This window comes from Bradyrhizobium sp. CER78 (genome assembly GCF_029846235.1).
In the GTDB taxonomy this organism is placed as follows: Bacteria; Pseudomonadota; Alphaproteobacteria; order Rhizobiales; family Xanthobacteraceae; genus Bradyrhizobium.
The window spans coordinates 184,945-207,806 of sequence record NZ_JARVWP010000004.1; the positions used below are offsets into that span (position 1 = coordinate 184,945).

The 22,862-nt window shown below is 65.8% G+C and carries 20 protein-coding genes; 13 read left to right on the plus strand and 7 right to left on the minus strand.

All coding sequences use genetic code 11. The annotated features are described in order from the left end of the window. Window positions 1-108 precede the first annotated feature (108 nt). From QDT69_RS09665 to nadC, 5 genes are read left to right on the plus strand one after another with little or no spacing between them, the layout of a single operon-like run. The gene (locus QDT69_RS09665) at window positions 109-504 is read left to right on the plus strand and encodes a hypothetical protein (protein WP_279706352.1); all 396 of its coding nucleotides are present in this window, start codon (window positions 109-111) and stop codon (window positions 502-504) included. Window positions 505-518: 14 nt separating this feature from the next. After that, entirely contained in the window at window positions 519-1,478 is a 960-nt protein-coding gene (locus QDT69_RS09670; RefSeq protein WP_279706353.1) for a hypothetical protein, read from the plus strand. A 54-nt stretch (window positions 1,479-1,532) separates the two neighbouring features. Next, window positions 1,533-2,519 carry a quinolinate synthase NadA gene (nadA, locus tag QDT69_RS09675; protein ID WP_279706354.1) on the plus strand — a complete coding sequence of 329 codons (987 nt, stop codon included), beginning with the start codon at window positions 1,533-1,535 and terminating at the stop codon, window positions 2,517-2,519. Then, window positions 2,516-4,066, plus strand: a complete 1,551-nt coding sequence (locus QDT69_RS09680; protein WP_279706355.1) for an L-aspartate oxidase — start codon at window positions 2,516-2,518, stop codon at window positions 4,064-4,066. The genes nadA and QDT69_RS09680 overlap by 4 nt, the downstream gene beginning before the upstream one ends. Then, the gene (gene nadC, locus QDT69_RS09685) at window positions 4,063-4,914 is read left to right on the plus strand and encodes a carboxylating nicotinate-nucleotide diphosphorylase (RefSeq protein WP_279706356.1); all 852 of its coding nucleotides are present in this window, start codon (window positions 4,063-4,065) and stop codon (window positions 4,912-4,914) included. The genes QDT69_RS09680 and nadC overlap by 4 nt, the downstream gene beginning before the upstream one ends. Window positions 4,915-4,918: 4 nt before the next feature. On the opposite strand, the gene QDT69_RS09690 is transcribed toward nadC, so the two are convergent. Next, complete coding sequence (locus QDT69_RS09690; RefSeq protein ID WP_279706357.1) at window positions 4,919-6,004, minus strand: COX15/CtaA family protein; 1,086 nt, start codon at window positions 6,002-6,004, stop codon at window positions 4,919-4,921. Between the two features lie 93 nt (window positions 6,005-6,097). Between QDT69_RS09690 and QDT69_RS09695 the strand changes: the two genes are divergently transcribed. Then, entirely contained in the window at window positions 6,098-6,307 is a 210-nt protein-coding gene (locus QDT69_RS09695; RefSeq protein ID WP_050422561.1) for a DUF2842 domain-containing protein, read from the plus strand. Here QDT69_RS09695 and QDT69_RS09700 read toward each other — a convergent pair. Continuing rightward, the gene (locus QDT69_RS09700; RefSeq protein ID WP_279706358.1) at window positions 6,304-7,368 is read right to left on the minus strand and encodes a polysaccharide deacetylase family protein; all 1,065 of its coding nucleotides are present in this window, start codon (window positions 7,366-7,368) and stop codon (window positions 6,304-6,306) included. The two genes, QDT69_RS09695 and QDT69_RS09700, sit on opposite strands and share 4 nt — an antisense overlap. 154 nt (window positions 7,369-7,522) lie before the next feature. Between QDT69_RS09700 and QDT69_RS09705 the strand changes: the two genes are divergently transcribed. Next, the gene (locus QDT69_RS09705) at window positions 7,523-8,716 is read left to right on the plus strand and encodes a GNAT family N-acetyltransferase (protein WP_279706359.1); all 1,194 of its coding nucleotides are present in this window, start codon (window positions 7,523-7,525) and stop codon (window positions 8,714-8,716) included. Window positions 8,717-8,734: 18 nt separating this feature from the next. Here the strand turns inward: QDT69_RS09705 and QDT69_RS09710 are convergent, their stop codons facing one another. Next, complete coding sequence (locus QDT69_RS09710) at window positions 8,735-9,673, minus strand: LysR family transcriptional regulator (protein WP_279706360.1); 939 nt, start codon at window positions 9,671-9,673, stop codon at window positions 8,735-8,737. Between the two features lie 343 nt (window positions 9,674-10,016). Here QDT69_RS09710 and QDT69_RS09715 point away from each other — a divergent pair, with 343 nt between their 5' ends. Next, the gene (locus QDT69_RS09715; protein WP_279706361.1) at window positions 10,017-11,345 is read left to right on the plus strand and encodes an MFS transporter; all 1,329 of its coding nucleotides are present in this window, start codon (window positions 10,017-10,019) and stop codon (window positions 11,343-11,345) included. Between the two features lie 88 nt (window positions 11,346-11,433). Here the strand turns inward: QDT69_RS09715 and QDT69_RS09720 are convergent, their stop codons facing one another. After that, window positions 11,434-13,758, minus strand: a complete 2,325-nt coding sequence (locus QDT69_RS09720) for a Wzz/FepE/Etk N-terminal domain-containing protein (protein WP_279706362.1) — start codon at window positions 13,756-13,758, stop codon at window positions 11,434-11,436. A 174-nt stretch (window positions 13,759-13,932) separates the two neighbouring features. Here QDT69_RS09720 and QDT69_RS09725 point away from each other — a divergent pair, with 174 nt between their 5' ends. The 4 genes from QDT69_RS09725 to QDT69_RS09740 all read left to right on the plus strand — a co-directional run bounded on the left by QDT69_RS09725 (window position 13,933) and on the right by QDT69_RS09740 (window position 18,780). Further along, window positions 13,933-14,559 (plus strand): polysaccharide export protein, encoded by a 627-nt coding sequence (locus tag QDT69_RS09725; RefSeq protein ID WP_279706363.1) that lies wholly within the window; start codon window positions 13,933-13,935, stop codon window positions 14,557-14,559. A gap of 3 nt (window positions 14,560-14,562) precedes the next feature. Beyond that, window positions 14,563-15,702 (plus strand): glycosyltransferase family 4 protein, encoded by a 1,140-nt coding sequence (locus tag QDT69_RS09730; protein ID WP_279706364.1) that lies wholly within the window; start codon window positions 14,563-14,565, stop codon window positions 15,700-15,702. A 115-nt stretch (window positions 15,703-15,817) separates the two neighbouring features. Further along, window positions 15,818-17,362 (plus strand): undecaprenyl-phosphate glucose phosphotransferase, encoded by a 1,545-nt coding sequence (locus QDT69_RS09735; protein WP_279706365.1) that lies wholly within the window; start codon window positions 15,818-15,820, stop codon window positions 17,360-17,362. Between the two features lie 149 nt (window positions 17,363-17,511). Further along, entirely contained in the window at window positions 17,512-18,780 is a 1,269-nt protein-coding gene (locus tag QDT69_RS09740) for an O-antigen ligase family protein (protein WP_279706366.1), read from the plus strand. Here QDT69_RS09740 and QDT69_RS09745 read toward each other — a convergent pair. Next, a complete protein-coding gene (locus QDT69_RS09745; RefSeq protein WP_279706673.1) occupies window positions 18,752-19,225 on the minus strand; it encodes a MarR family transcriptional regulator in 474 nt (157 codons plus the stop codon). The genes QDT69_RS09740 and QDT69_RS09745 overlap by 29 nt on opposite strands. A 144-nt stretch (window positions 19,226-19,369) precedes the next feature. On the opposite strand from QDT69_RS09745, the gene QDT69_RS09750 reads away from it, so the two are divergent. Continuing rightward, window positions 19,370-20,569 (plus strand): FAD-dependent monooxygenase, encoded by a 1,200-nt coding sequence (locus QDT69_RS09750; RefSeq protein ID WP_279706367.1) that lies wholly within the window; start codon window positions 19,370-19,372, stop codon window positions 20,567-20,569. A gap of 131 nt (window positions 20,570-20,700) precedes the next feature. Here the strand turns inward: QDT69_RS09750 and QDT69_RS09755 are convergent, their stop codons facing one another. Beyond that, window positions 20,701-21,876: a saccharopine dehydrogenase NADP-binding domain-containing protein gene (locus tag QDT69_RS09755; RefSeq protein WP_279706368.1), complete on the minus strand. Its 1,176-nt coding sequence runs from the start codon at window positions 21,874-21,876 to the stop codon at window positions 20,701-20,703. 161 nt (window positions 21,877-22,037) lie between these two features. After that, window positions 22,038-22,823 carry a DUF169 domain-containing protein gene (locus QDT69_RS09760; RefSeq protein ID WP_279706369.1) on the minus strand — a complete coding sequence of 262 codons (786 nt, stop codon included), beginning with the start codon at window positions 22,821-22,823 and terminating at the stop codon, window positions 22,038-22,040. Window positions 22,824-22,862 lie beyond the last annotated feature (39 nt).

A 22,862-nucleotide genomic window follows, 5' to 3' on the forward strand; every position in this document is an offset into this window, starting at 1 on the left:
CAAAGCGGCGGGTTTCTCGTTAAGGCTTAATACCGACAGGTCTCTCGTTAACGATCAATCCGACATAAAGTGGCAGTGATAGGCTCCGGATGATTCGGGAGACCATTGATGCTGCGCTGGACATTGCCGCTCGCGATCGCGCTGTTTGCGATTCCGCCTGCTGACGCCGCCGACGCCCCTAAGCCCGCCACCGTCAAGGCTGCGCGCCAGCTGCCGGCCGGCCTGCCGCGCCGGCACTACGCCTACCGCACCACCATCACGCAGCCAACCTATGTGCGGCGCGGGCGCCAGCTCGTGGTCGTCGAGCCCGTGGTGATCCCGCTCAATTCAGAGCCGTACATTGTGTTCCCGCCTGGCGAACCGCTTCTGCCCGGATCGGCGGCGCTGCCGGGCTATTACGGCGACCACCGCTCCTACAGCTATCTCGGCCCTTATTACGGCGGCGCCTATGTGACCTACTGGGACCGCCTGCCCTACGCCTGCGGCATCTACGGCTATTGCTAGGCCGGGACGAACACGTGGCCAAATCGCCGCAGAAGAAATCCAGCGCGCCGGCTTCGGGCAATGCCGTCACCGCCGACCTTGTCGCGGTGCTGGTCGCCGTCACCGACGGCACGCCCAAGATCGTGACCATCGCCGGCGGCTCCGCGCTGCCGAGCGGCCCGTTCGAGTTCACCCACCGCTCGCTGCAGACCGCGCTGCGGGCCTGGGTCGAGGCGCAGACCGGCCACCCGCTCGGCTATGTCGAGCAGCTCTACACCTTTGCAGACCGCGGCCGGTCCGGCGACGCCAAGTCGCCGCACAGCGTTTCGATCAGCTATCTCGGCCTGACCCGCGAGGACAGGGTCGGCGAAGGCTTTGAGGCGCACTGGTCCGGCTGGTACGACTATTTCCCCTGGGAGGATCATCGCGCCGGCGCGCCTTCGTCCCTCGCCAAGATCATCGCGCCAAAGCTGAAAGCGTGGGCGAAGGCAGCGCCGTCGCCAACCTTGCAGCGCGAGCGCTGGCAACGCTGCGCCATCACCTTCGGCCTCGAGGACCGCGACTGGAACGAGGAACTGGTGCTGCAACGCTATGAGCTGCTCTGGGAGGCGTCGCTGATCCCGGAAGCCAACCACTCGCGCGGCCGCGAAGCATCGGTCGTGCCGGGCAAGCCGATGACGGCGGATCATCGCCGCATTCTCGCGACCGGCATCGCGCGGCTGCGCGCCAAGATCAAATACCGTCCGGTGGTATTCGAGCTGATGCCGGCCGAGTTCACCCTGTTGCAACTGCAACGCAGTGTTGAAGCACTCGCAGGCCGGCTGGTCCACAAGCAGAACTTCCGCAGGCTCATCGAGCAGCAGGAACTCGTTGAAGAGACTGGCGCAATGGCCGCCGATACCGTCGGTCGGCCGGCCAAGCTGTTCCGCTTCCGCCATGCCGTATTGGCCGAACGGGCCGTCGCCGGCACCAAGCTTCCGCTTTCGCGCACTTGACACGCCTTATGCTCAGGATAAGTATAAGCCATCTTATGCTCACGGAGAGTATAAATGGCCTTGCTCGATACCGATCTGCTCACCCGCACCGCGCCGCTCTATGAGCGCGTCAAACGCGTCATCCCGCCGTTCGAATGGGCTACATTCGCCGAGGACGTCGACGCGATCCTGGAGCTGAAACGCCGCCGCAACGCGGTGGTGCTCGCGCACAACTACCAGACGCCGGAGATCTTCCACGGCGTTGCCGACATCGTCGGCGACAGCCTCCTGCTCGCGCGCGAAGCGACCAAGGTCGCCGCCGATGTCATCGTGCTCGCGGGCGTGCACTTCATGGCCGAGACGGCGAAGCTGCTCAACCCAGCCAAGACCGTGTTGATCCCCGATCTCAAGGCCGGCTGCTCACTGGCGGATTCCATCACGGCCGAGGACGTGCGGCTGATGCGCGCGCGCTACCCGGACGCGCCCGTCGTCGCCTATGTCAACACCTCGACCGCGGTGAAGGCGGAGTCCGACATCTGCTGCACGTCGGGCAATGCGCTCAAGGTCGTTGAATCGCTCGACGCCGAGCGCGTCATCATGCTGCCGGATGAATATCTGGCGCAGAACATCGCCAAGCAGAGCAGCAAGAAGATCATCGCCTGGAAGGGCCATTGCGAGGTGCACGAGCTGTTCACTGCCGATGACGTGCGCCAGCTGCGCGAGAATTATCCAGATGTCACCGTCCTGGCGCATCCGGAATGCCCGCCCGACGTCGTCGCCGAAGCGGACTTCGCAGGTTCGACGGCCGCGATGCAGACATTCGTCGAGACCAAGCGTCCGCCGCGCGTCGTGCTGCTGACCGAATGCTCGATGAGCGACAACATCGCGGCGCGGAATCCCGATGTCGACTTCGTCCGCCCCTGCAATCTCTGCCCGCACATGAAGCGGATCACGCTGAAGAACATCCGCCACGCGCTGGAGACCAACCAGCACGAGGTTACTATCGATGCCGCGATCGCCGAGCGCGCGCGCCGGAGCGTTGAAAGGATGCTGGCAATATGAGCATCGATCTCTCCGACCTGAACGGCCGTCCTGTGATCATCGGCGGCGGCGCCGCGGGGCTGATGACCGCACTTCAGCTCGCGCCCGAGCCGGTCGTGCTGATCTCAAAATCCCCGCTGGGCGCCGAAGCCTCCAGCATGTGGGCGCAGGGTGGCCTCGCCGCGCCGGTCGGCGCCGATGACAGCCCTGCCCTGCATCTCGCCGATACGCTCGCGGCCGGCGCCGGCCTTTGCGACGGCGCGGCAGCATCCCGGATCGTCCACGCTGCGCCGGCCGCCGTGGAGCATCTCGCCGAGCTCGGCGTCGCCTTCGACCGCCGGGCCGACGGCAGCTGGCGCCTCGGGCTCGAGGCCGCACACGGCCGCAACCGCATCGTGCATGCCACCGGCGATGGCACCGGCCGCGAGATCATGCGCGCGCTGATCGCGGCGGTGCGTCAGACGCCGTCGATCACCTTGCTGGAAGGCGTCGAGGCGCGCCGGCTGCTGGTCGAGGACGATGCAGTCAGGGGCGTGCTTGCGGCCAGCGACCGCGGCGCGTTGACGATCACGACCAACCGCGTGGTGATCGCAACCGGCGGCATCGGCGGGCTGTTCGCCGACAGCACCAACCCCGGCGGATGTTTCGGCCAGGGGCTCGCGCTCGCGGCCCATGCCGGCGCAAAGCTGTCGGACATCGAATTCGTCCAGTTTCATCCGACCGCCTTCGACGGGCCGTCGCGGCCGATGCCGCTGCTGACCGAGGCGATCCGCGGCGATGGCGCGATCCTGATCGACGAGACCGGCCAGCGCTTCATGGCCGATCAACCCGGCGCCGAGCTTGCGCCGCGCGACATCGTCGCGCGCGCGGTCTGGCGTCACCGCGCCGCGGGGCATCGCACCTTCCTCGACGCGCGCCAGCATCCGGGCGCGGATTTCGCCGAGCGCTATCCGGTGATCTCTGCGTTCTGCAAGATGGCCGGTATCGATCCCGCCACGGATCCGATCCCGATCCGGCCCGCGGTTCACTATCACATGGGCGGAATCGCGGTTGACGGCTTTGGCCGCAGCACGGTGCAGGGCCTGTGGGCCTGCGGCGAGGCCGCGCGCACGGGGTTGCACGGCGCCAACCGGCTCGCCAGCAACTCGCTGATGGAAGCGATCGTCTGCGCGCGCTGGGTTGCCGAGAGCATCGAAGGCGTGAGCGCAGGCCCGCGCGCCATGCTCCGCGACGACACGATGCCGCCGGCTTCCGATCCCTCCGCGGTGCGGCCGATCCTCAGCCAGGGGCTCGGCGTGCTGCGCGATCGCGACGGCGTCGCACGCGCGATCCGGAGCCTCTATCCACTCGCGCGCAACCACGGTGCAGCGTCCGACCCGGCGCTGGTCGGCTTGATGATCGCCGTTGCTGCAATCCGGCGCGAGGAAAGCCGCGGCGGCCATTTCCGTACGGATTTCCCGCACACCGCTCTATCGGCGGCGCCGTCTTCCCTCACCCGTGCCGAGGCGTTCGCCGCCGCGCGCGACATCGTTGAATCCGAGCTTTCAGCCAGGAGTGCCCTGTCATGACCCTCAATCCCCTGTTGCCGCTGCTGTATGAACCGATCGTGCAGACCGCCCTGCGCGAGGATCTCGGCCGCGCCGGCGATATCACGGCGGATGCGATCGTCCCGGCGAGCCAGCAATCGCGGCTGGTGATGCGGGCGCGGCAGCCCGGCGTGATCGCAGGCCTCGACGTCGCGCGGTCAGCCTTCCAGACGGTGTCGCCTTCCGTCGAGCTGCGCGCCGAGCGGCCCGACGGCAGCGCGGTCGAGCCCGACCAGGTGATCACGATCATCGACGGCCCGGCCCGCAGCCTGCTCACCGCTGAGCGCACCGCGCTCAACTTCCTCTGCCATCTGAGCGGCGTCGCCACCGCGACCGCCGCGCTGGTCAAAGCCGTCGCGGGCACGCGCGCGCAGATCGTCTGCACCCGCAAGACCACGCCCGGACTGCGGGCGCTGGAGAAATATGCGGTGCGCGCCGGCGGCGGCGGCAATCACCGCTTCGGGCTCGACGATGCCGTGCTGATCAAGGACAACCATATCGCGCTCGCCGGCGGCATCCGCACCGCGATCGAGCGCGCCAAGGCCAATACCGGTCATCTGGTCAAGATCGAGGTCGAGGTCGACACGCTGGCGCAGCTCGAGGAAGCGCTGGCGCTCGGCGTCGACGCGGTGCTGCTGGACAACATGACGACCGAGCAGCTCGGCCAGGCGGTCCAGATGGCGCGCGGCAAGGCGATCACCGAAGCCTCCGGCCGCATCACGGCTGCGACCGCCGCGGCGATTGCCGCCACCGGCGTCGACCTGATCTCGGTCGGCTGGATCACCCACAGCGCGGCCGCGCTCGATATCGGGCTCGACTATCTGTCCTGATTGATCAGACGGACTGGCCGGCCGGAACGAGGGTCGGCTGGTCCCGCTCGGTCCGCCGCGCGGCGAAGCGCTCGGCCTGCAGCACCGCGAGCGTCAGCACGACGATCGCGACCGCCTGGTGCGTCAGCGCCAGATCAATCGGCACCTGATGCAGCAGCGTCAGGATGCCGAGCGTCGCCTGCAGCGTGATCGCCGCAACCAGCCACCAGGCGCCCGCGATCACGCCACCGCCGGCGCGCGAACGCACGGCATCGATCGCATGCGCGATCGCCAGCGCAAACAGCAGATAGGCGGCCATGCGATGCTCGAACTGCACCGTCAGCGTGTTGTCGAACAGATTGCGCCACCACGGCGTCTCGAACCAGAGCCGGGCACCCGACGGGATGAAGCCACCGTCGATATCGGGCCAGGTGTTGTAGACCCTGCCCGCGCGCAGGCCCGCGACCAGCGCGCCGAAATAGAGCTGCACGAAGGTGAGCACGAGCAGCAGCGCGCTCGTGACCTTCAGCCTGAGCGGTGCGATCACCATTGGGCGGTCGGTCAACCGCCGCAGCGTCCAGACGATCGCGGCGAAGATCAACAGCGCCAGCACCAGATGCGTCGCGAGCCGATACTGCGACACCTCGATGCGCTCCGAGAGACCGGACGCCACCATCCACCAGCCGACGCCGCCCTGCAGTGCGCCGAGGCCGAAGATCACCCATAGCCGCCGGCCGAGCTCACCGCTCACCGCGCCGCGCCACAGGAAATACAGGAACGGCAGCAGATAAGCGGCGCCGATCACGCGGCCGAGCAGCCGATGGCTCCATTCCCACCAGAAGATCGTCTTGAACTCGGCGAGCGTCATCCCGGCGTTGAGCTCGCGATATTGCGGAATCTTCTGGTAGCCCTCGAAGGCCTGGGTCCACTGCGCCTCGGTCAGCGGCGGCAGCGCACCGGTCACCGGCTTCCATTCGACGATCGACAGGCCGGATTCTGTCAGCCGCGTAGCCCCGCCGACCAGCACCATCAGCGCGATCAGACCGGCGACCGCGATCAGCCATATCCTGACGGCGCGGAGCTGCGATGTCTTTGCGGAAATACCGGCCATTTCGCCCTGACTTGATTGGATTTTCGAGCCCCTTATAGTCCGGCGCGCCCGCGGCGCAAGCGCCGCTGAGATCACGAGTTGCACATACAAGCCATGGCCATACGCACCCGCAAACTGCTCGGAACCATCTTCCTGCTCATCCTGGTTGTGGTGTGGTCGCTGCTCGGCATGACGATTGCCCAGACGCCGTGGCTTGCCAATTCCGGCCTGCTGCAGGCGATCTTCTACGTCGTCGCCGGCCTCGGCTGGGTGCTGCCGGCGATGCCGATCGTGTCCTGGATGTCGCGCCCCGATCGCGCTTAGAGCGCGCCCTGCTCCCGCGCGCTCAGCGTCGGCCGCACCGGTGCGAACATCACGCCCGACAGCAGCACCCGCATGATCCGCAGCGAGCGCACGCGGCCGTCCCACGCGATCCGCGGCAGCGCATGGAGGTTGGTGCGTCCCTGCGCCTCGACAATGCCGGAGATGGTCGACACCGCGCTGGCAAAACCGGCCTCCTCCGCCATCACGACATGCGGACGGGCGAACGCGTCGCGATCCCCGAAGGGATAGGCGAAATGCCTGATCGGCCGCCGCAGCGCGCTCTCGGCCACCGCCTTTCCCATCGCCATCTCGCGCTGTGCGTCGGCATCTCTGAGGCTCGACAGGACGGAATAGTTCACCGTGGCGCTGCCGAACGTCACGTTCGGATCCGCGGCAAGCTCTGCCAGATCCTGCCAGTCGAGTGACGCGCTGCGTGACAATCGCGCAGCGTCGGCCGAATAGCGCCGCGCGAGATCGTTCACCGCATAGGACAGATCAGGCGGCGACAGCTTGCGCAGCCAGCCGGACAGAAAATCGAACAGCTCGTATTTGTCCGACAGGGCCGAGACCACGAAATGCCGTACCCGGCCGTCAATGACAAGGCTGATGCGGCCCTCGCGGGCGATGATGTCCTCAAGCACCAGCCACCACGCCGCACCCACGCCGTCCGGAAATGCGGTCGGCAGATAGAGCGTGAACGGAACGCCGTGCCTGGCGAGCACGGGATAGGCATGCGTGACGATGTCCTTGCTGGCACCGTCGAAACTCAGGCAGGCAAAGCGGCGGCGCTCGGGCATGGTCACCGCGCGGCGGCAGGCCTCGTCGATCCCGACGATGTCGTACTTCCAGCGCTTCAGCGCGCGGATCGTGCGATCGAGGAAGGCCGGCGTGATCTCCTGGGATTTCAGCGGTTGGAACCGGCCGCGTTGGGCGGGACGGACGCGCGCGAAGCGCAGGATCACCCCGGCGCCGCCGGCCTCGCGTTCCCGCAACCTGAAGGCACCACTGAAATAGGCGAGCTCGGCTCGAGCCCGCCGCAAAATCCGATTGTCCGGCGCCAAGATCTCGCTATCCGTCCTTGCCCGTCCGGCGGTTCCCACACGCCGCCAAGCATATCCCGAGGGCATTGTTATTACTCTTTGTTGACATTTCCCTGCGAAGGTCGGCCCCAGCCGAGACCTGTAAATTAATACCTTAAAAAATTTGGGTTCCGAGATGACCATGGCGGCGGCAATTGAAGGCCAGACGGCTGGCGCGCGAACATGGCCGAACGCAATCCGCGTCGCCGGGGTCGACATCTTTCACGACCTCACTGCGGCCGAGGCGACCTGGCGCAGTCTCGAGACCCCGCAACACAGCTACACGCCCTATCAGCGCTTCGACTTCCTTGCCTCCTGGCAGCGCCAGGTCGGCGAGCGCGAAGGCCTGCGCCCCTTCATCGTCGTGGCCCATGACAGCGAACGCCGTCCGTTGCTCCTGTTGCCGCTCGCCGTCGAGCAGCGCCTGGGCGCCAATTGCGCAAGCTTCATGGGCGGCAAGCATGCCACCTTCAACATGGCGCTGTACGACCGCGACTTCGCCGCCAACGCGACCGAAGCCGACATCACGACCCTGATCGGATCGATCGCCGAGCGATCCCGCGTCGACGCGCTCATGCTGTGTCAGCAGCCGCTGCGCTGGCAGGACCAACCCAATCCGATGGTGTTGCTGCCGCATCAGGCTTCGGTGAACGACTGCCCGCTGCTGGTCATCGAGCCCGGCGCGGCACCCGCGTCGCTGATCAGCAATTCGTTCCGCCGCCGCCTCAAGGGCAAGGAGCGCAAGCTGCAGGCGCTGCCGGGCTACCGCTATCATGTCGCTGATAACAGCGCCGACGTCTGCCGCCTGCTCGACTGGTTCTTCCGCGTCAAGCCGCAGCGCATGGCTGAGCAGAAGCTGCCCAACGTGTTCGCCGAGCCGGGCATCGAGCAGTTCATCCGCACCGCCTGCCTCGCGCCGCGCGCCGACGGCAAGGGCTATGCGATCGACATCCACGCGCTGGAGTGCGACGAGGAAGTGATCGCGATCTTCGCCGGCGTCTCCGACGGTCATCGCTTCTCGATGATGTTCAACACCTACACGATGTCGGCCAATTCCAAGTTCAGCCCCGGCCTGATCCTGATGCGCGACATCATCGATCGCCATGCCGGCCTGAACTATCGCGCCCTCGACCTCGGCATCGGCTCGGACGAGTACAAGCGGCTGTTCTGCAAGGACGACGAAGCGATCGTCGACAGCTTCATTCCGCTCAGCCTGCGCGGCAAGCCGGCGGCCACCGCGCTGTCGGCCATCAGCCGCGCCAAGCGTGCCGTGAAGCAAAATCCCGCGCTGTTCGAGATCGCGCAGAACCTGCGCAGCATGTTCCGCTGAACACGACCGCGGGCGACGCTACGCGGACGAACCATCCGGCGCCGCGCGGCCGCTCGCGACGCCAAGCCGCATCATCGCATCGAACACCAGCGTCGCGGCAGGCGACAACGCTCGCTTGCGCAGCTTGATCAGCCCATAGCTCTCGAGCATCAACTGGTCGCGGATGCGAAGCATCTTGAAGCGCTGCGGATCGAGCAGATCGAAGATCAAGAGCGGCACCGGCACGATCGCATCGATGCCCGCCGCAATTCCAATCGACGCGAAGAACGACTCGGTGTTGATGATGCGCTGGGGCGGTGCAATGCCCCGGCTGTAGAACAGCCGCTCCAGCCCCTGGCGCATGAAGGATTCCCGCGGCTGGATGATCCATTGCAGGTCGACCGTGTCTTCGAGATTGACGCTGTCGAGGCCGGCCAGCGGATGCTCGGCGCGAACCAGCAAGCCGGCCTGCTCGGCGCCGATCTCGTGATAGTCGAACTGTCCGGAATCGACGCCGGCCGGAATTCGCGCCACGACGAAGTCGAGCTCAAGCGCCAGAAGACGCGCAACGAGCGGCGGACTGGTGCTGACGTCGAGCGAAATGTTCACCCGGTGCAGCTTCTCGCCAAGGTACTGCATGACGTCGACGACGAGGTCGATGCTGGGCTTGGCGACCGTCCCGACCGACACTGTGCCAAGCTCGCCGGACCTGTAGCCGGCGAACTCATTGGTGACCCGGTCAAGGTCCGCGAGCACGCTCCGGCCGCCACGGATCAGAATCGAGCCATAGGCGGTCGGCTCGACGCCTCGCGCCGTCCGCTCGAACAGCGGAACCCGCGCCACGGCCTCGATCTCGGCCAGCATCTTCGATGCGGCCGACTGGGTAATATTCAGCCGCTCGGCGGCGAGTTGCAGCTTGCGCTCGCTGTCGAGCGCGACCAGCAGGCGCAACTGGCGCAATTTCAGATTATTGATCACGGCCCGCTACCATCCTGCCCGGCCAGAGCCTGTTCCGTTCCGACTACTCGGAACGGGACTCTAGATACTGTTTTGACGCGTTTTCCTTAAGCGAACCGGTTTCCACTTCGCTGAAAAACGCTCTGGGTTCCCGCGCTTATACCGCGGTGCATCATGACAGTTTCGCCGTGGCTCCATTCCCAAATGCCATTAGTCACGCGGCCGTTGATTACACAACAATGAATGCAAGGATTACAAGGCGATTTACAAGGGCAAGGCAACGGACCGCTGCGGGTGCACCAGATGTCACCCCGGGCAGCGCAGTCAGCGTTTGCCGAATCGAAAACAGAAAGGGATGGGAACGATGAGCGACGAAGTCGAGAAGCGCGCGATTGGGAAGATGATGCGACGGCTGATTCCGTTCCTCATCCTGTGTTACTTCGTGGCCTATCTCGATCGCGTCAATGTCGGCTTCGCCAAGCTGCACATGAACACGGCGCTCGGCCTCAGCGAGGCCGCCTATGGGCTCGGGGCTGGCCTGTTCTTCGTCGGCTACTTCTTCTTCGAAGTCCCCTCCAACATCCTGCTGGAACGGTTCGGCGCGCGGCGCTGGATCGCCCGCATCATGATCAGCTGGGGCATCGTCTCGGCGGCATTCGCGTTCATCCCGCAGATGTCCGCGGCGAGCGGCCTTTCGAGCGAGTGGATCTTCTACTTCCTGCGCCTCCTACTCGGCGCCTGCGAGGCCGGCTTCTTCCCCGGCATCATCTTCTATCTGACACTCTGGTTCCCGACGATCTATCGCGCCCGCGTCATCAGCCTGTTCATGCTGGCGATCCCGATCTCGAGCATCATCGGAGCGCCGATCTCGGGCCTGCTGCTGAACCTGTCGGGCGCCGGCCTGACCGGGTGGCAATGGCTGTTCATCTGCGAAGCGCTGCCGTCGGTCCTGGTCGGCTTCGCCGTGCTGGCCATGCTGCCCGACTTCCCGCGTCAGGCGAGTTGGTTGCAGCCCGACGAGATCAAATGGGTGCAGACCACCCTCGAGATCGAGCGGCAGAAGAAGGAAGCCGTGGAACACATCTCGGTGCTGCAGTCGCTCACCGATCCGCGCGTCCTCGCCTGCGCCTTCGTCTATTTCTGCCTCAACGCCGCCAGCTACGGCGTCGCGTTCTTCCTGCCCACCATCATCAAGGCGTTCGGCGTCACCGACACCCAGACCGGCCTGATCGCAGCCCTGCCCTTCGTGTTCGGCGCGGTCGGCATGGTGCTGCTCGGCCGGCATTCCGACAAGACCGGTGAGCGGCGCTACCACGTCGCCGGAGCGCTGGTGCTCGCAGCCGTCGGCATCGGCCTGGCCGGGCTGGTCTCCAGTCCGGTGCTGATCGTCGGCCTGCTCTGCCTCGCGCAGATCGGCGTGTCGGCGGTGCCGCCGATGTTCTGGCCCATGCCGGCCAGCATCCTGAACGGCGCCTCGGCCGCGGCAGGCATTGCCGCGATCAACTCGCTCGGCAATCTCTCGGGCTTCGCGGGCCCGTTCGCCATGGGCTATCTGAAAGACCTGACCGGCGGCTTCACCGCAGGCCTGCTGCTGCTCGCGGTCGTCGGCTTGATCGGCGCGCTCGTCACGATCCGGCTGCGGATCGATCCGGTGCTGGAGCGAGCCGCACGCGAGCCGATGCTGGCGCATTGAAGCGTCATCTGGAAAGGCGTGCAGCGGCTTTCCGAAACGAAAGCGCGATGACGATCAATCTGATCTCATCGCGCTTTTGAGGTCTGGTTCAGGCCGCGACGACCCGGGGGCCCGTCACGGCCGCTTCCGACGGCGCGCAGGGCTTGCTCAGCATCGTCACTTCGGAGAAGCCGACGGCCCTGAGCTGATCGACCATCTGATGGCGGGCATCCTGCGCCATGGCGGCATCCGGCACGACGATGGCCTGCGCCTTCGCGGTCAGCAGTTCGGCCGGCAGGTCGACGGCGGAGCCGGCGTCGAGCAGCACGTGGTCGTAGACCCGGAGCAGCGCATCGATCGCAAGCGCCAGCCGCGGCGATTGCAGATGGCTGCGATCGAAGCCCGGGCGTCCGGCGCTGACGATCTGAACCCGCGACTGCCGATCCTTGGTGATGATCTGAGCGAACGTCGCCTCGCCCTGCATCAGCTCGGCCAGGCCGGGCGCCGCGGGATCGACGGTCGCCGTCGCTAGCACCGGCGAGGACGCGACGAGATCGATCACCACGACCTTGGCCTGACGTGCCATCAGACGGGCCAGCGTCAGCGCGGTCCACGTGACGCTCTCACCGGTGGCCGGACCGAGCACCGTGACCTTGTGGGCGGCGGGACCGGCCGCGACGAGACGCTCGGCCAGCGCGCCGATCTCGTCGACCGTTTGGACGGGCGCAGGCTGCGGCTCGCTGATGACGGGCTCGTAGGCCATTGCGGGCTCCAGTTCTGGCTCCGGCGCAAGGCTCGGTGCGAGCGGCGATGCGAGCTCGGGTTCAGGCGGCAGCCTCGGCGCTGGCTCGGCCGCGGTCTCCATGACCGGTTCGCGGCGCCGGATCACTGCGGCGGCCGGTGCGAAGGCGCGGCCCACGGCGCCGGGCGCGGAGATGCGCAGCAATTCGCCTGTTATGATGATGCCGGACGACAGCAACAGCGTCGCCAGTGTTGCGATCAGCACGATCGGCAGCTTCTTCGGATAGGCCGGCGTGTTGGAGACCGTGGCGCGCGAGATGATGCGGCCGTCGGTCGGCGCCGCCTCGATGTTCTCGCGTGCGGTCGCCTCGCGATATTTGGCGAGATAGGCTTCCAGCAGATCGCGCTGCGCCTTGGCCTCACGCTCCAGCCCGCGCAGCTGCACATCCTGACCATTGCTCGATGCCGCCTGCTTCTTCGACTGGTCCAGGCTCGCTTGCAACGCCTGGACACGGCCGTCGGCGACGCGGGCATCGTTGTCGAGCGAGCGCGAGATCTTGCCGGCCTCCTCGCGCAACTGGCGGTCGAGATCGGAGATCTGCGCCTTCAATTCCTTGATGCGCGGGTGGTTGTCGAGCAGCGTCGACGACTGCTCGGCGAGCTGGGCGCGCAGCGTGCCGCGCTGCTCGGCGAGCCTGCGGATCAGCTCGGAATTGAGCACTTCCGAAGCCTCGATCGGCTTGCCGCTCTGAAGCATCTCGCGGATCAGCCGCGCCTTGGTCTCGGCATCCGCCTTCAGCGCGCGGGCATTGTTGAGCTGCGTGTTCAGCTCGCCCATCTGCTGGTTGGACAGCGGGATGTTGTTGGTGCCGACGAACAGGCTCGACTTGGAGCGGAATTCCTCGACGCGCGAATCCGCGTCGGCGACCTTGGTGCGCAGCTTGTCGATCTCGCCCAGCAACCACGTGCTGGCGGACTTGGCTTGATCCTGCCGTGCCGCCTGCTGCAGCACGAGATAGCCGTCCGCGATCGAGTTGGCGACGCGGGCGGCGAGATCAGGATCCTCCGACTGGAATTCGATCACGATGACGCGCGACTTGTCGACCGCATAGGCCTGGAAGCGCTCATAGAAGGCGTCGAGCACCCGCTCTTCCGGCGTCAGGCTGAACGGATCGCGGCCGATGCCGAACAGCGCCAGCAGCGACTTCAGCGGGGAGAAGCCGCGCAGCACCGGATCGAACTCCGGACGCTCGGCGAGCTTGTTCTTCTTGATGATGTCACGCGCGAGATCGCGCGACATCACGAGCTGGACCTGGCTGGTCACGGCCTCGGCATCGAGCGAGGTGCGTTCGAGGTCGCGTTCGCCGTTCGGGCGCAGGAAGGCGTTCTCGCGATTGTCGATCAGGATTCGCGCTTCCGACTTGTAGCGCGGCGTCACGACGTTGACGGCAGCGAGCGACAGCGCAAACACCAGCACGGTCGGCACGACGATCCAGCTTCGCTTACGCGCCAGCGCGCGCCCGAGCACATGCAGATCGAGATCGGTTGCCGGCGCCGCACGCGCCGGCTCGTCAGGAGCTGACATCGGCGAAGCCGGCTTCGCGACGGCCTCGTCGGCGACGGGCGCAGACTTCGGCAGCGCCCGCTGCACGACGGTCTTTTCGTTGCCTCTACGCCAGAATGCAAAACGCATAACGAACTCCCGCGGACGCCGCGATTCCACCTCAATGCCGGCGATTACAGTCCATTAAGGTTGCTGCTGGGTTAATCGGCGCGGTTGACGGATGCGGCTGCCACCACCGCCCGTCATGCTTTGTTAACCATGAGTGCCGTTAATCGGGGCCGGTAATTTCGTGGGATTCCTCACATGCGCAATTTGCGCGCTCCCCTTGTTTGTCTGATTGCTGCGCTCGCGCTGTCGGGCTGCATGGGCTGGACGTCGCCGATTGCCGGCGACCCGACTCTCGATCCGATGGCATATGGGCAGCCCTCCTTTGCCGGGCCGGTCGCCTATGCCGAGCCTGCCCCGACGCGCGAGGCCTATAATCTCGGCCCCGGCGACAAGCTTCGCGTCGTGGTCTATGGCCAAGAAGGCCTCACCAACTCCTATGCGATCGATGCAGCCGGCGCGATCACGATGCCGCTGGTCGGCTCGGTGCCGGCGCGCGGTCGCACGCCTGCCGGGCTTGCCGCCGAGATCACCGCACGGCTGCGCAACGGCTTCATCCGCGAGCCGTCGGTGGCGGCCGAGATCGAATCCTACCGGCCGTTCTTCATCCTCGGTGAAGTCCAGGCCCCCGGCCAATATCCCTACGTGCCCAACATGACGGTCGAGAGCGCGGTGGCGATCGCCGGCGGCTTCTCGCCGCGCGCCCGGCGCGACGAGGTCACCCTCACCCACACCGATGCATCGGGCGCCGGCCGCTTCGTCGCTCGCCTGGGCACGCCGATCGGCCCGGGTGACACCGTGCTCGTCGGCGAACGCTGGTTCTGATCGATGGCGCAGGATCACAATCAGGACCAGCCGCTTCGCATCCTGCATGTCGTCCGTGCCCCGGTCGGCGGCATCATTCGTCACATCCTCGATGTCGCCAACGGCCAGATCGAGCGCGGCCACCATGTCGGCATCGTCGCCGACAGTTTGACCGGCGGCACCCGTGCCGACGCGGTGCTGGCCGAGATCGAGCCGCGGCTCAAGCTCGGCGTCCACCGGGTCGCGATACGCCGCGAGCCGCGCTTCGCCGACTTCATGGTCTGGGCGCATATCGCGGGCCTGATCCGCAAGCTGAAGCCCGATGTCGTGCACGGCCATGGCGCCAAGGCCGGCGCCTATGTCCGGCTGCGGCGGCGCTCGAACAAGGTGATCCGGGTCTACACACCGCATGGCGGCTCGCTGCACTATCCGCTCGACACCTGGAAGGGCCGCTTCTACAGCCAGCTCGAGCGCACGCTGATGAACAGCACCGACCTGTTCTTGTTCGAGAGCGCATTCGCGCGCGACACCTATCAGCGCACCGTCGGCAAGCCCTCAGGCCTCGTCCGCTGCGTCTTCAACGGCGTCACGTCAGAGGAATTCGAACCGGTTGCCAAGGCCGATGATGCCACCGACGTCGCCTATGTCGGCGAATTCCGCCGCATCAAGGGCGCCGATCTGCTGATCGACGCGGTCGCCAAGTTGCGCGCCGACGGCAAGCCCGTGACGCTGACGCTCGGCGGTGACGGCGAGGAGTTCGAGCGGCTCAAGGAGCAGGTGAAGCGGCTGTCGCTCGGCGATGCCGTCCGCTTCATCGGCCACGTCAAGGCGCGCTTCGGCTTCTCCAAGGGCAGCCTGCTGGTCGTTCCCTCGCGCGGCGATTCGATGCCGTATGTGGTGATCGAGGCCGGCGCTGCGGGAATTCCGATGATCGCCGCCAATGTCGGCGGCATCCCGGAGATCTTCGATACCCACACCGACGCCCTGTTCGCGCCGAGCAATGCCGCCGCGATGGCCGATGCGATCAAGGCCGCGCTCGACAATCCCGCCGCGACCGCCACACGCGCGCAAAAACTGCGCGAGCGGATTTCCGAACATTTCTCGCAGAGCGCGATGGTCGAGGGCGTGCTGGCCGGCTATCGCGATGCATTTGCCAAACGTTAACCACTTCTTGCACACGTAACCGTTTCTTCCGATTTGTCCCCTTAAGTCAAGTCCGGGGGAATTTCGGTGCTGCGCGCGGATGCCCATCTGCAAGCGCAGGAATGGACGTGGACTCGTGGAACCGTTTAACGCACGCTCGATGCTGGATGCCGCTGCGTCTGCGACGGCTGCTCAGCCGCAGGTCGAACGCCGCCGCCGCCTGTCGCCGGTCGCGCTCGCCGTTACCAATCAGAAAGTTCGCGGCGCCTACTCGCCGGTCGTGATCGCAGGCGTGGTTCGCCTCGCCGACTTCGTGCTGCTGAGCCTCGTCGGCGTCGGACTCTATTTGGCTTATGTCAGGCCGCTCGCCGGCGGCGGCATCCATTGGGGATACATCACCTCGATCCTCGGCATGTCCGCCGCGGCCGTGGTCTGCTTCCAGTCCGCCGACATCTACCAGGTGCAGATCTTCCGCGGCCAGCTTCGCCAGATGACGCGGATGATCTCGTCATGGGCCTTCGTGTTCCTGCTGTTCATCGGCGTCTCCTTCCTGGTCAAGCTCGGCGGCGAGGTGTCGCGGGTCTGGCTGTCGTCGTTCTTCTGCGTTGGGCTTGCGGTCCTGATCGCCGAACGGCTGGCGCTGCGTTCGATGGTGCGCGCCTGGGCGCATGACGGCCGGCTCGACCGCCGCACCATCATCGTCGGCGCCGACCAGAACGGCGAGAAGCTGATCGAGGCGCTGAACGCCGACGACGACACGGACATCCACGTGCTCGGCGTGTTCGACGATCGCAATGACAGCCGCGCCATGGAGACGTGCGCCGGCTCGCCGAAGCTCGGCAAGGTCGACGACATCGTCGAGTTCGCCCGCCGCACCCGCGTCGACCTCGTGCTGTTCGCGCTGCCGATCTCGGCCGAGACCCGCATCCTGGAAATGCTGAAGAAGCTGTGGGTGCTGCCGGTCGACATCCGCCTGTCGGCCCATACCAACAAGCTGCGCTTTCGCCCCCGCTCCTATTCCTATGTCGGCAAGGTGCCGACGCTTGACGTGTTCGAGGCGCCGATCACCGACTGGGACCTGGTGCTGAAATGGCTGTTCGACCGCGTGGTCGGCGGCCTCGCATTGCTCGCGGCGCTGCCGGTGCTGGGACTGGTGGCACTCGCGGTGAAGCTCGACAGCCCCGGCCCGGTGCTGTTCCGCCAGAAGCGCTTCGGCTTCAACAATGAGCGGATCGACGTCTACAAGTTCCGCTCGCTCTACCACCATCAGGCCGATCCGACCGCCTCCAAGGTCGTGACCAAGAACGATCCGCGCGTCACCCGCGTCGGCCGCTTCATCCGCAAAACCTCGCTCGACGAATTGCCGCAGCTGTTCAACGTCGTGCTGAAGGGCAATCTCTCGCTGGTTGGCCCGCGCCCGCACGCCGTGCAGAGCAAGCTGGAGAACCGCCTGTTCGACGAGGCCGTCGACGGCTACTTCGCGCGCCACCGCGTCAAGCCCGGCATCACCGGCTGGGCGCAGATCAACGGCTGGCGCGGCGAGGTCGACACCGACGAGAAGATCCAGAAGCGCGTCGAATACGACCTCTATTACATCGAAAATTGGTCGGTGCTGTTCGACCTCTACATCCTGCTCAAGACCCCGTTCTCGCTGATTACAAAGAACGAGAACGCGTATTGAGATTGGCGGGAATCGGACCGCGCGTCATTGCGAGCGCAGCGAAGCAATCCACGCTGCAACTCGGGGATAGATGGATTGCTTCGTCGCTTCGCTTCTCGCAATGACGGAGGGACGGAGCCAGTGTTTGTATCGCGTTGCGTGAGTATCCGATGGCCTATGCGGCGACAGCCGGGACGTCCCAATCGCTGACATCGGCGCCGCCGGGCGTGCTGGCGCTGCAGCGGGCGCTGGTATGGCTTGCCAGCGCGTCGATCGCCATCGTGTTCATCGAGCCGAGCCCGTATGAGCTGGTCACGCTGACCGCCTGCGTGCTGTTCTTTGCCACGGGCCTGCGCATGCAGCTGGTGTTCATGCCGCTGCTGTTCACGCTGATCGTGCTCAATGTCGGCTACAGCATCGGCGCGGTGCCGTTCCTCGACAAGCCGGAGGTGGTGAACTGGGTCCTCACCTCGTGGTACATGGCCGTCACCGTCATCTTCTTCGCGATGGTGATGTCGGAGGACACCGAGGCGCGGCTCGACATGCTGCGCCGTGGGCTGATCGTCGGCGCCATGATCGCCTCGCTGGCGGGTATCGCCGGCTACTTCCATCTGGTGCCCGGCGGCTATGATCTGCTGACGCTGTATGATCGCGCCCGCGGCACCTTCAAGGATCCCAACGTGCTCGGCGCGTTCCTGATCCTGCCCGCGCTGTTCACGCTGCAGAGCGTGGTCTCCGACCGCTTCGGCAAGGCGTTCCGCAACGCCATCGCCTTCGGCATCATCTCGCTGGCGATCCTGCTGTCATTCTCCCGCGCCGCCTGGGGCGGCCTCGTGATCACCGCGGCGTTCATGCTGACGCTGATGGTGTTCACCAGCCGCTCGCAGGCGCAGCGGTCGCGCATCATCGTGATGACCTTGATCGCCGCCGTTCTGGCCGTTGCGCTGATTGCGGTGCTGCTGTCGATCGGCACGGTCGCAGACATGTTCAAGCAGCGCGCGAGCTTCGACCAGAGCTACGACGAAGGCCGCTTCGGCCGGTTCGGCCGCCACATCCTCGGCGCGCAGATGGCATTGGAACTGCCGTTCGGCATCGGGCCGCTCCAGTTCCACACCTATTTCCCCGAGGACACCCACAACTCCTTCCTCAACGCCTTCATGTCGGGCGGCTGGATCTCGGGCATCTGCTATCCGGCGCTGGTGTTCGTCAGCGCGATCATCGGATTCCGCTACATCTACATGCGGGTGCCGTGGCAGCGCGACTATCTGGCGATCTTCTCGGCCTTCCTCGGCATCGCCGGCGAGAGCTTCATCATCGATACCGACCATTGGCGGCATTTCTGGATGATGCTGGGCACGATGTGGGGCATGTATGCGGCGGCCGAGCGCTACCGCGCGACATCGCTCGACGTCAGCGACGAGACTTCGGCGGCATCTTGAGCTTGGCGCGCTGCTCGGGCGGCGTGTCGATCACGCCCTTCAGCGCGGCGGTCGCCTCCAGCACCCCCTTGTAGCCGTCATTGGCGAAGCGCAGCAGCAGCCGCAACTCGTCTTCGCTGTAGTTGCTCCAGACCTTGCGCATCGCCTCCTGCATGGGCACGTAGAACTTGCCGATCTCGGCGGCCTTTTCCTCGATCACCGAGATGAAGACCTTGCGGCGGTCGCTCTCGTCCCGCTCGCGGCGCACGTAACCCGCCTTCTCCATCCGATCCACCACACCCGTGATGGCGCCCGTGGTCAGCCCGGTCACCTCGGCAAGACGGCCGGCGGTCACCCGCCCCTCGAGCAGCAGGATATCCATGCACTCCATGTCGGAGTTGGAGATTCCGGCAACTTCCGCAACGGCTTGGCCGTACATCACGCCCTGCGCGGATGACCGGCGCATCGCCTCCTCGAGTTCCTGCACCAGCGCTTCGCGCGACTTCGCACTTGACAAAGCTGCTCCTGTATCTTACTTGCCTAATATCTTATAAACTAAGATAATCAGCAACTAACCTTTCGTAGCCCACACGGATGCATGGAGCAAGGCATGACCTCACGTCCCCGTAAAGCTCTGATCATTGGCGCCGGCATCGCAGGTCCGGTGACCGCGATGTTCCTGACCCGCGCCGGCATCGAGGCCGAGCTCTATGAAGCCTGGCCCTATTCCACCGGCATCGGCGGCGGGCTGCAGATCGCGCCCAATGGCATGCATGTGCTGGCGGAGCTCGGCCTCGCCGACGAACTGATCCGCAACGGCTCGATCGCCGAATCGTTCGACTTCTATTCGCAGAGCGGCAAGAAGCTCGGCTCGCTCAACCAGAACATGCAGCAGCGCTTCGGCCAGCCCGCGGTGAACATGTGCCGCGCGACGTTGAACGAGACGCTGATCGACAAGGCGTGGGGCTCCAACGTCTCGGTGTTCTTCGAGAAGAAGCTGGTGAAGATCGAGGACCGCGGCGACCAGCCGGTCATCGCCTATTTCAACGACGGCAGCACCGCCGAGGGCGATTTCGTGATCGGCGCCGACGGCGTGCATTCGGCGGTGCGGCGTCACGTGATCCCGGACGGACCGACGCCGTTCGACACCGGGCTGATCGGTTTCGGCGGATTCGTGCCGCGCGCCATGTTCGAGCGCCTCTCGATCGGCCAGAAGGTGGAGACCACGTTCGGGCAAAGCGGCTTCTTCGGCTACGGCCTGTGCAGCCCCGATCCGGACACGGGCGGGATGTGGTGGAGCACGCAGCCATCGCATGGCATGACCGCGGCGGCGTATCGCCTGCAAAGCCAGGACGCGATCAGACAGCATCTGCGCGAATTCCACGCCGGCTGGCACGCGCCGATCCCCGATATCATCGAGGCCGCCGAGAACATCGTGGTCACCGACACGCTCGACGTCGCGACGCTGCCGACCTGGTCGCGCAAGCGGACGCTGCTGATCGGCGATGCCGCGCACGCGACCAGCCCGCATGCCGGCCAGGGCGCATCGCTCGCGCTGGAAGACGCGCTGCGGCTCGGCATCCTGATGCGCGACGGCCAGGAGCTCGGCATAACCTTCCAGGCCTTCGAGCACGAGCGGCGCCCGCGTGCCGAGAAGATCGTGGCGATCGCCCGCCGCAACGGCAACAGCAAGCGCGAGTTCAGCGCGACCGGCGCCTGGCTGCGCGATCACATGCTGAAGCTGCTGCTGCCGGTGTCGTCCAAGGGCATGGACTTTATGTACGCGTATAATCCGCGGGCGGCGGCGTAGCACCTCGCTGTCATGCCCCGCCAAAGCGGGGCATCCAGTACGCCGCGGCCTATCCGCTCAAACACAACGGTCTCTGGAATACTGGATCGCCCGGTCGAGCCGGGCGATGACACCGATGGGGCTGCGAGAGCCTACTTCTCAACTTCAAACGTCAGCCCGGCGTGATCGACCAGGCGCTTGATCAGCTTACCTTGCATCGCAGCTCCCGGCGTCCAGAACCCGGCGGCGACGTCGGGCGTGTCGCGCAACAGGCAGATCGCGCATTCCGAGATCATCTTCGAGGTCGAGCCGTAGCCGGGATCGCGATCGCCCTTGATGCCGGCGCGGACCATGCGGCCGTCGGGCGCGACCGCGAGATAGAGCAGATCGTAGCGGCCGTTCTCGCGCTCTTCCTTGGACGGCCCCTCGCCCGGCTTCGGTGCGCTGGGACCCGTCTTCTCGGAATTCAGCGCCATCACCTTCTTTGCATTGGCCTCGCCCTTCTCGCCCGGGCCGGTCAGGACCATCTCGTCGTAGACGAAGTCGCGCCCATACGGGAAGCCCATCAGCATGTTGGAGCGGTGGACGTTGCGCGTGTTGATCAGCGCCATCATGAACGGCGCGGTCCAGGAGTGCAGATCCTCCTCGTAAGCCGGCTTGCTGCCGCGCGGCTGCTTCGCCCCCTCAAAGCCCGGCGTCAGCGCGAAGGGATTGTTGAGGATCGCGACCAGGCTCAAGTCCTTGGCGACTGCATCGAAGGTTGCCTTGGCGCTCGCGGCCGTGCCGCCGGACAGCGTGCCGCGCATGTCGCGCACGCGGCCCTTGACGCGCTGCGCCGGCGCGCCGAACACGCGCTTGGCTTCCTCCTGCACGAAAAACGTACCGAGCTCGAACGGCACCGAGTCGAAGCCGCAGGAGAACACGATGCGCGCGCCGCTGGCCTTTGCCGCGGCCTCGTACTTGTCGATCATCTGCCGCATCCAGACCGGCTCGCCGCAGAGATCGAAATAGTCGGTGCCGCTTTCCACGCAGGCGGCGATCAGCTCATTGCCATAGAGCTGATACGGACCGACCGTCGAAATGACAGATTTGGTCTGGGCCAGCATCGCCTTCAGCGAAGCGGCATCGCTGGCATCGGCAACCATCAAGGGCGTATCGGCGGGCGCACCGATCGCATCGCGAACCGAGGCGAGCTTGTCCTTGCTGCGGCCGGCCATCGCCCATTTCAGGCTGCCGTCGCGATAATGCGCCGCGAGATATTCGGCGACGAGCTGGCCGGTGAAGCCAGTCGCACCGTAGACGACGATGTCGAGTTTCGACGAGGACATGGATCAGGCTCCCACAGAACGAAATTGCCCCCGTTTTGTCATTGCGAGCGAAGCGAAGCAATCCATTTCACCGCGTATGCGGAGCGATGGATTGCTTCTGCCTTCGCCAAAGGCTTCGGCGGACAAGTCGTCGCTATCGCTCCTCGCAATGACGGTTGCCGCTATTTCTTGGCATACGACACCCCCATGCCGGCGCGGACGTCGGCCTGGATGCCATAGGGCGCGATCGGGTAGCGCAGGCCGTTCTTGGCGAGTTGCTTCATGCCCGCGATCGCCTTCACCAGATAGGCCGGCGGCAGCGCCATCAGCATCTCCTCGTCGGGCACGCCGCCATAGCGGCGCTCGGCGAAGCACGGCAGCGACAGGCTCGGCTCGCCAGTCTTCAGCGCCCGCCCCCACGAGTCCGCGCACGCGGTTTCGCCGACCACACCCCACTCGAACTTCTTGTAGCCGGTGTACTGCAGCCCGTTGATCAGGATGATCATCTGGCCCGGCGTAGCGTAGACGAGGCAGATGTCGGGCGGGTTGAGACGGCCGCTGGTCAGCGGGCTCACCGCCATCGCCTGATACTGGCCGTAAGGCACCACGTCGAGCGCCTCCTGGCGCTTGCGCGCGTCTTCGGCGGTGCCGTGCCAGACGCCGACATAGTTCTCGCCGGCAAGCCACTTCTCGTCCTGCGGCGCGAGCCCGATCACCGCACGGCATTGCGCGCCGACCAGATCGTCGCCGGTGATGCCGACCGTCCAGCCGAGCCGCGAGGCCATGCTGACGATCTGGTCCGTGGTGTGAACCGCCGACGGACGGCGGATCTTCGGGATCGCCTCCATCTCCTCGACGCGGGCAAACATCTTGATGCCGATGACAGTGGTCTTCAGCCGCAGCAGATTGTTCAGGTCGGCCACGATCGCGGCGAGGTCGAACTGTTCCGGCGGTGTCTGCTGTTGCATGGCGTGAACTCCCGTGATCGGCAGCTTGGCGCTGCCTGT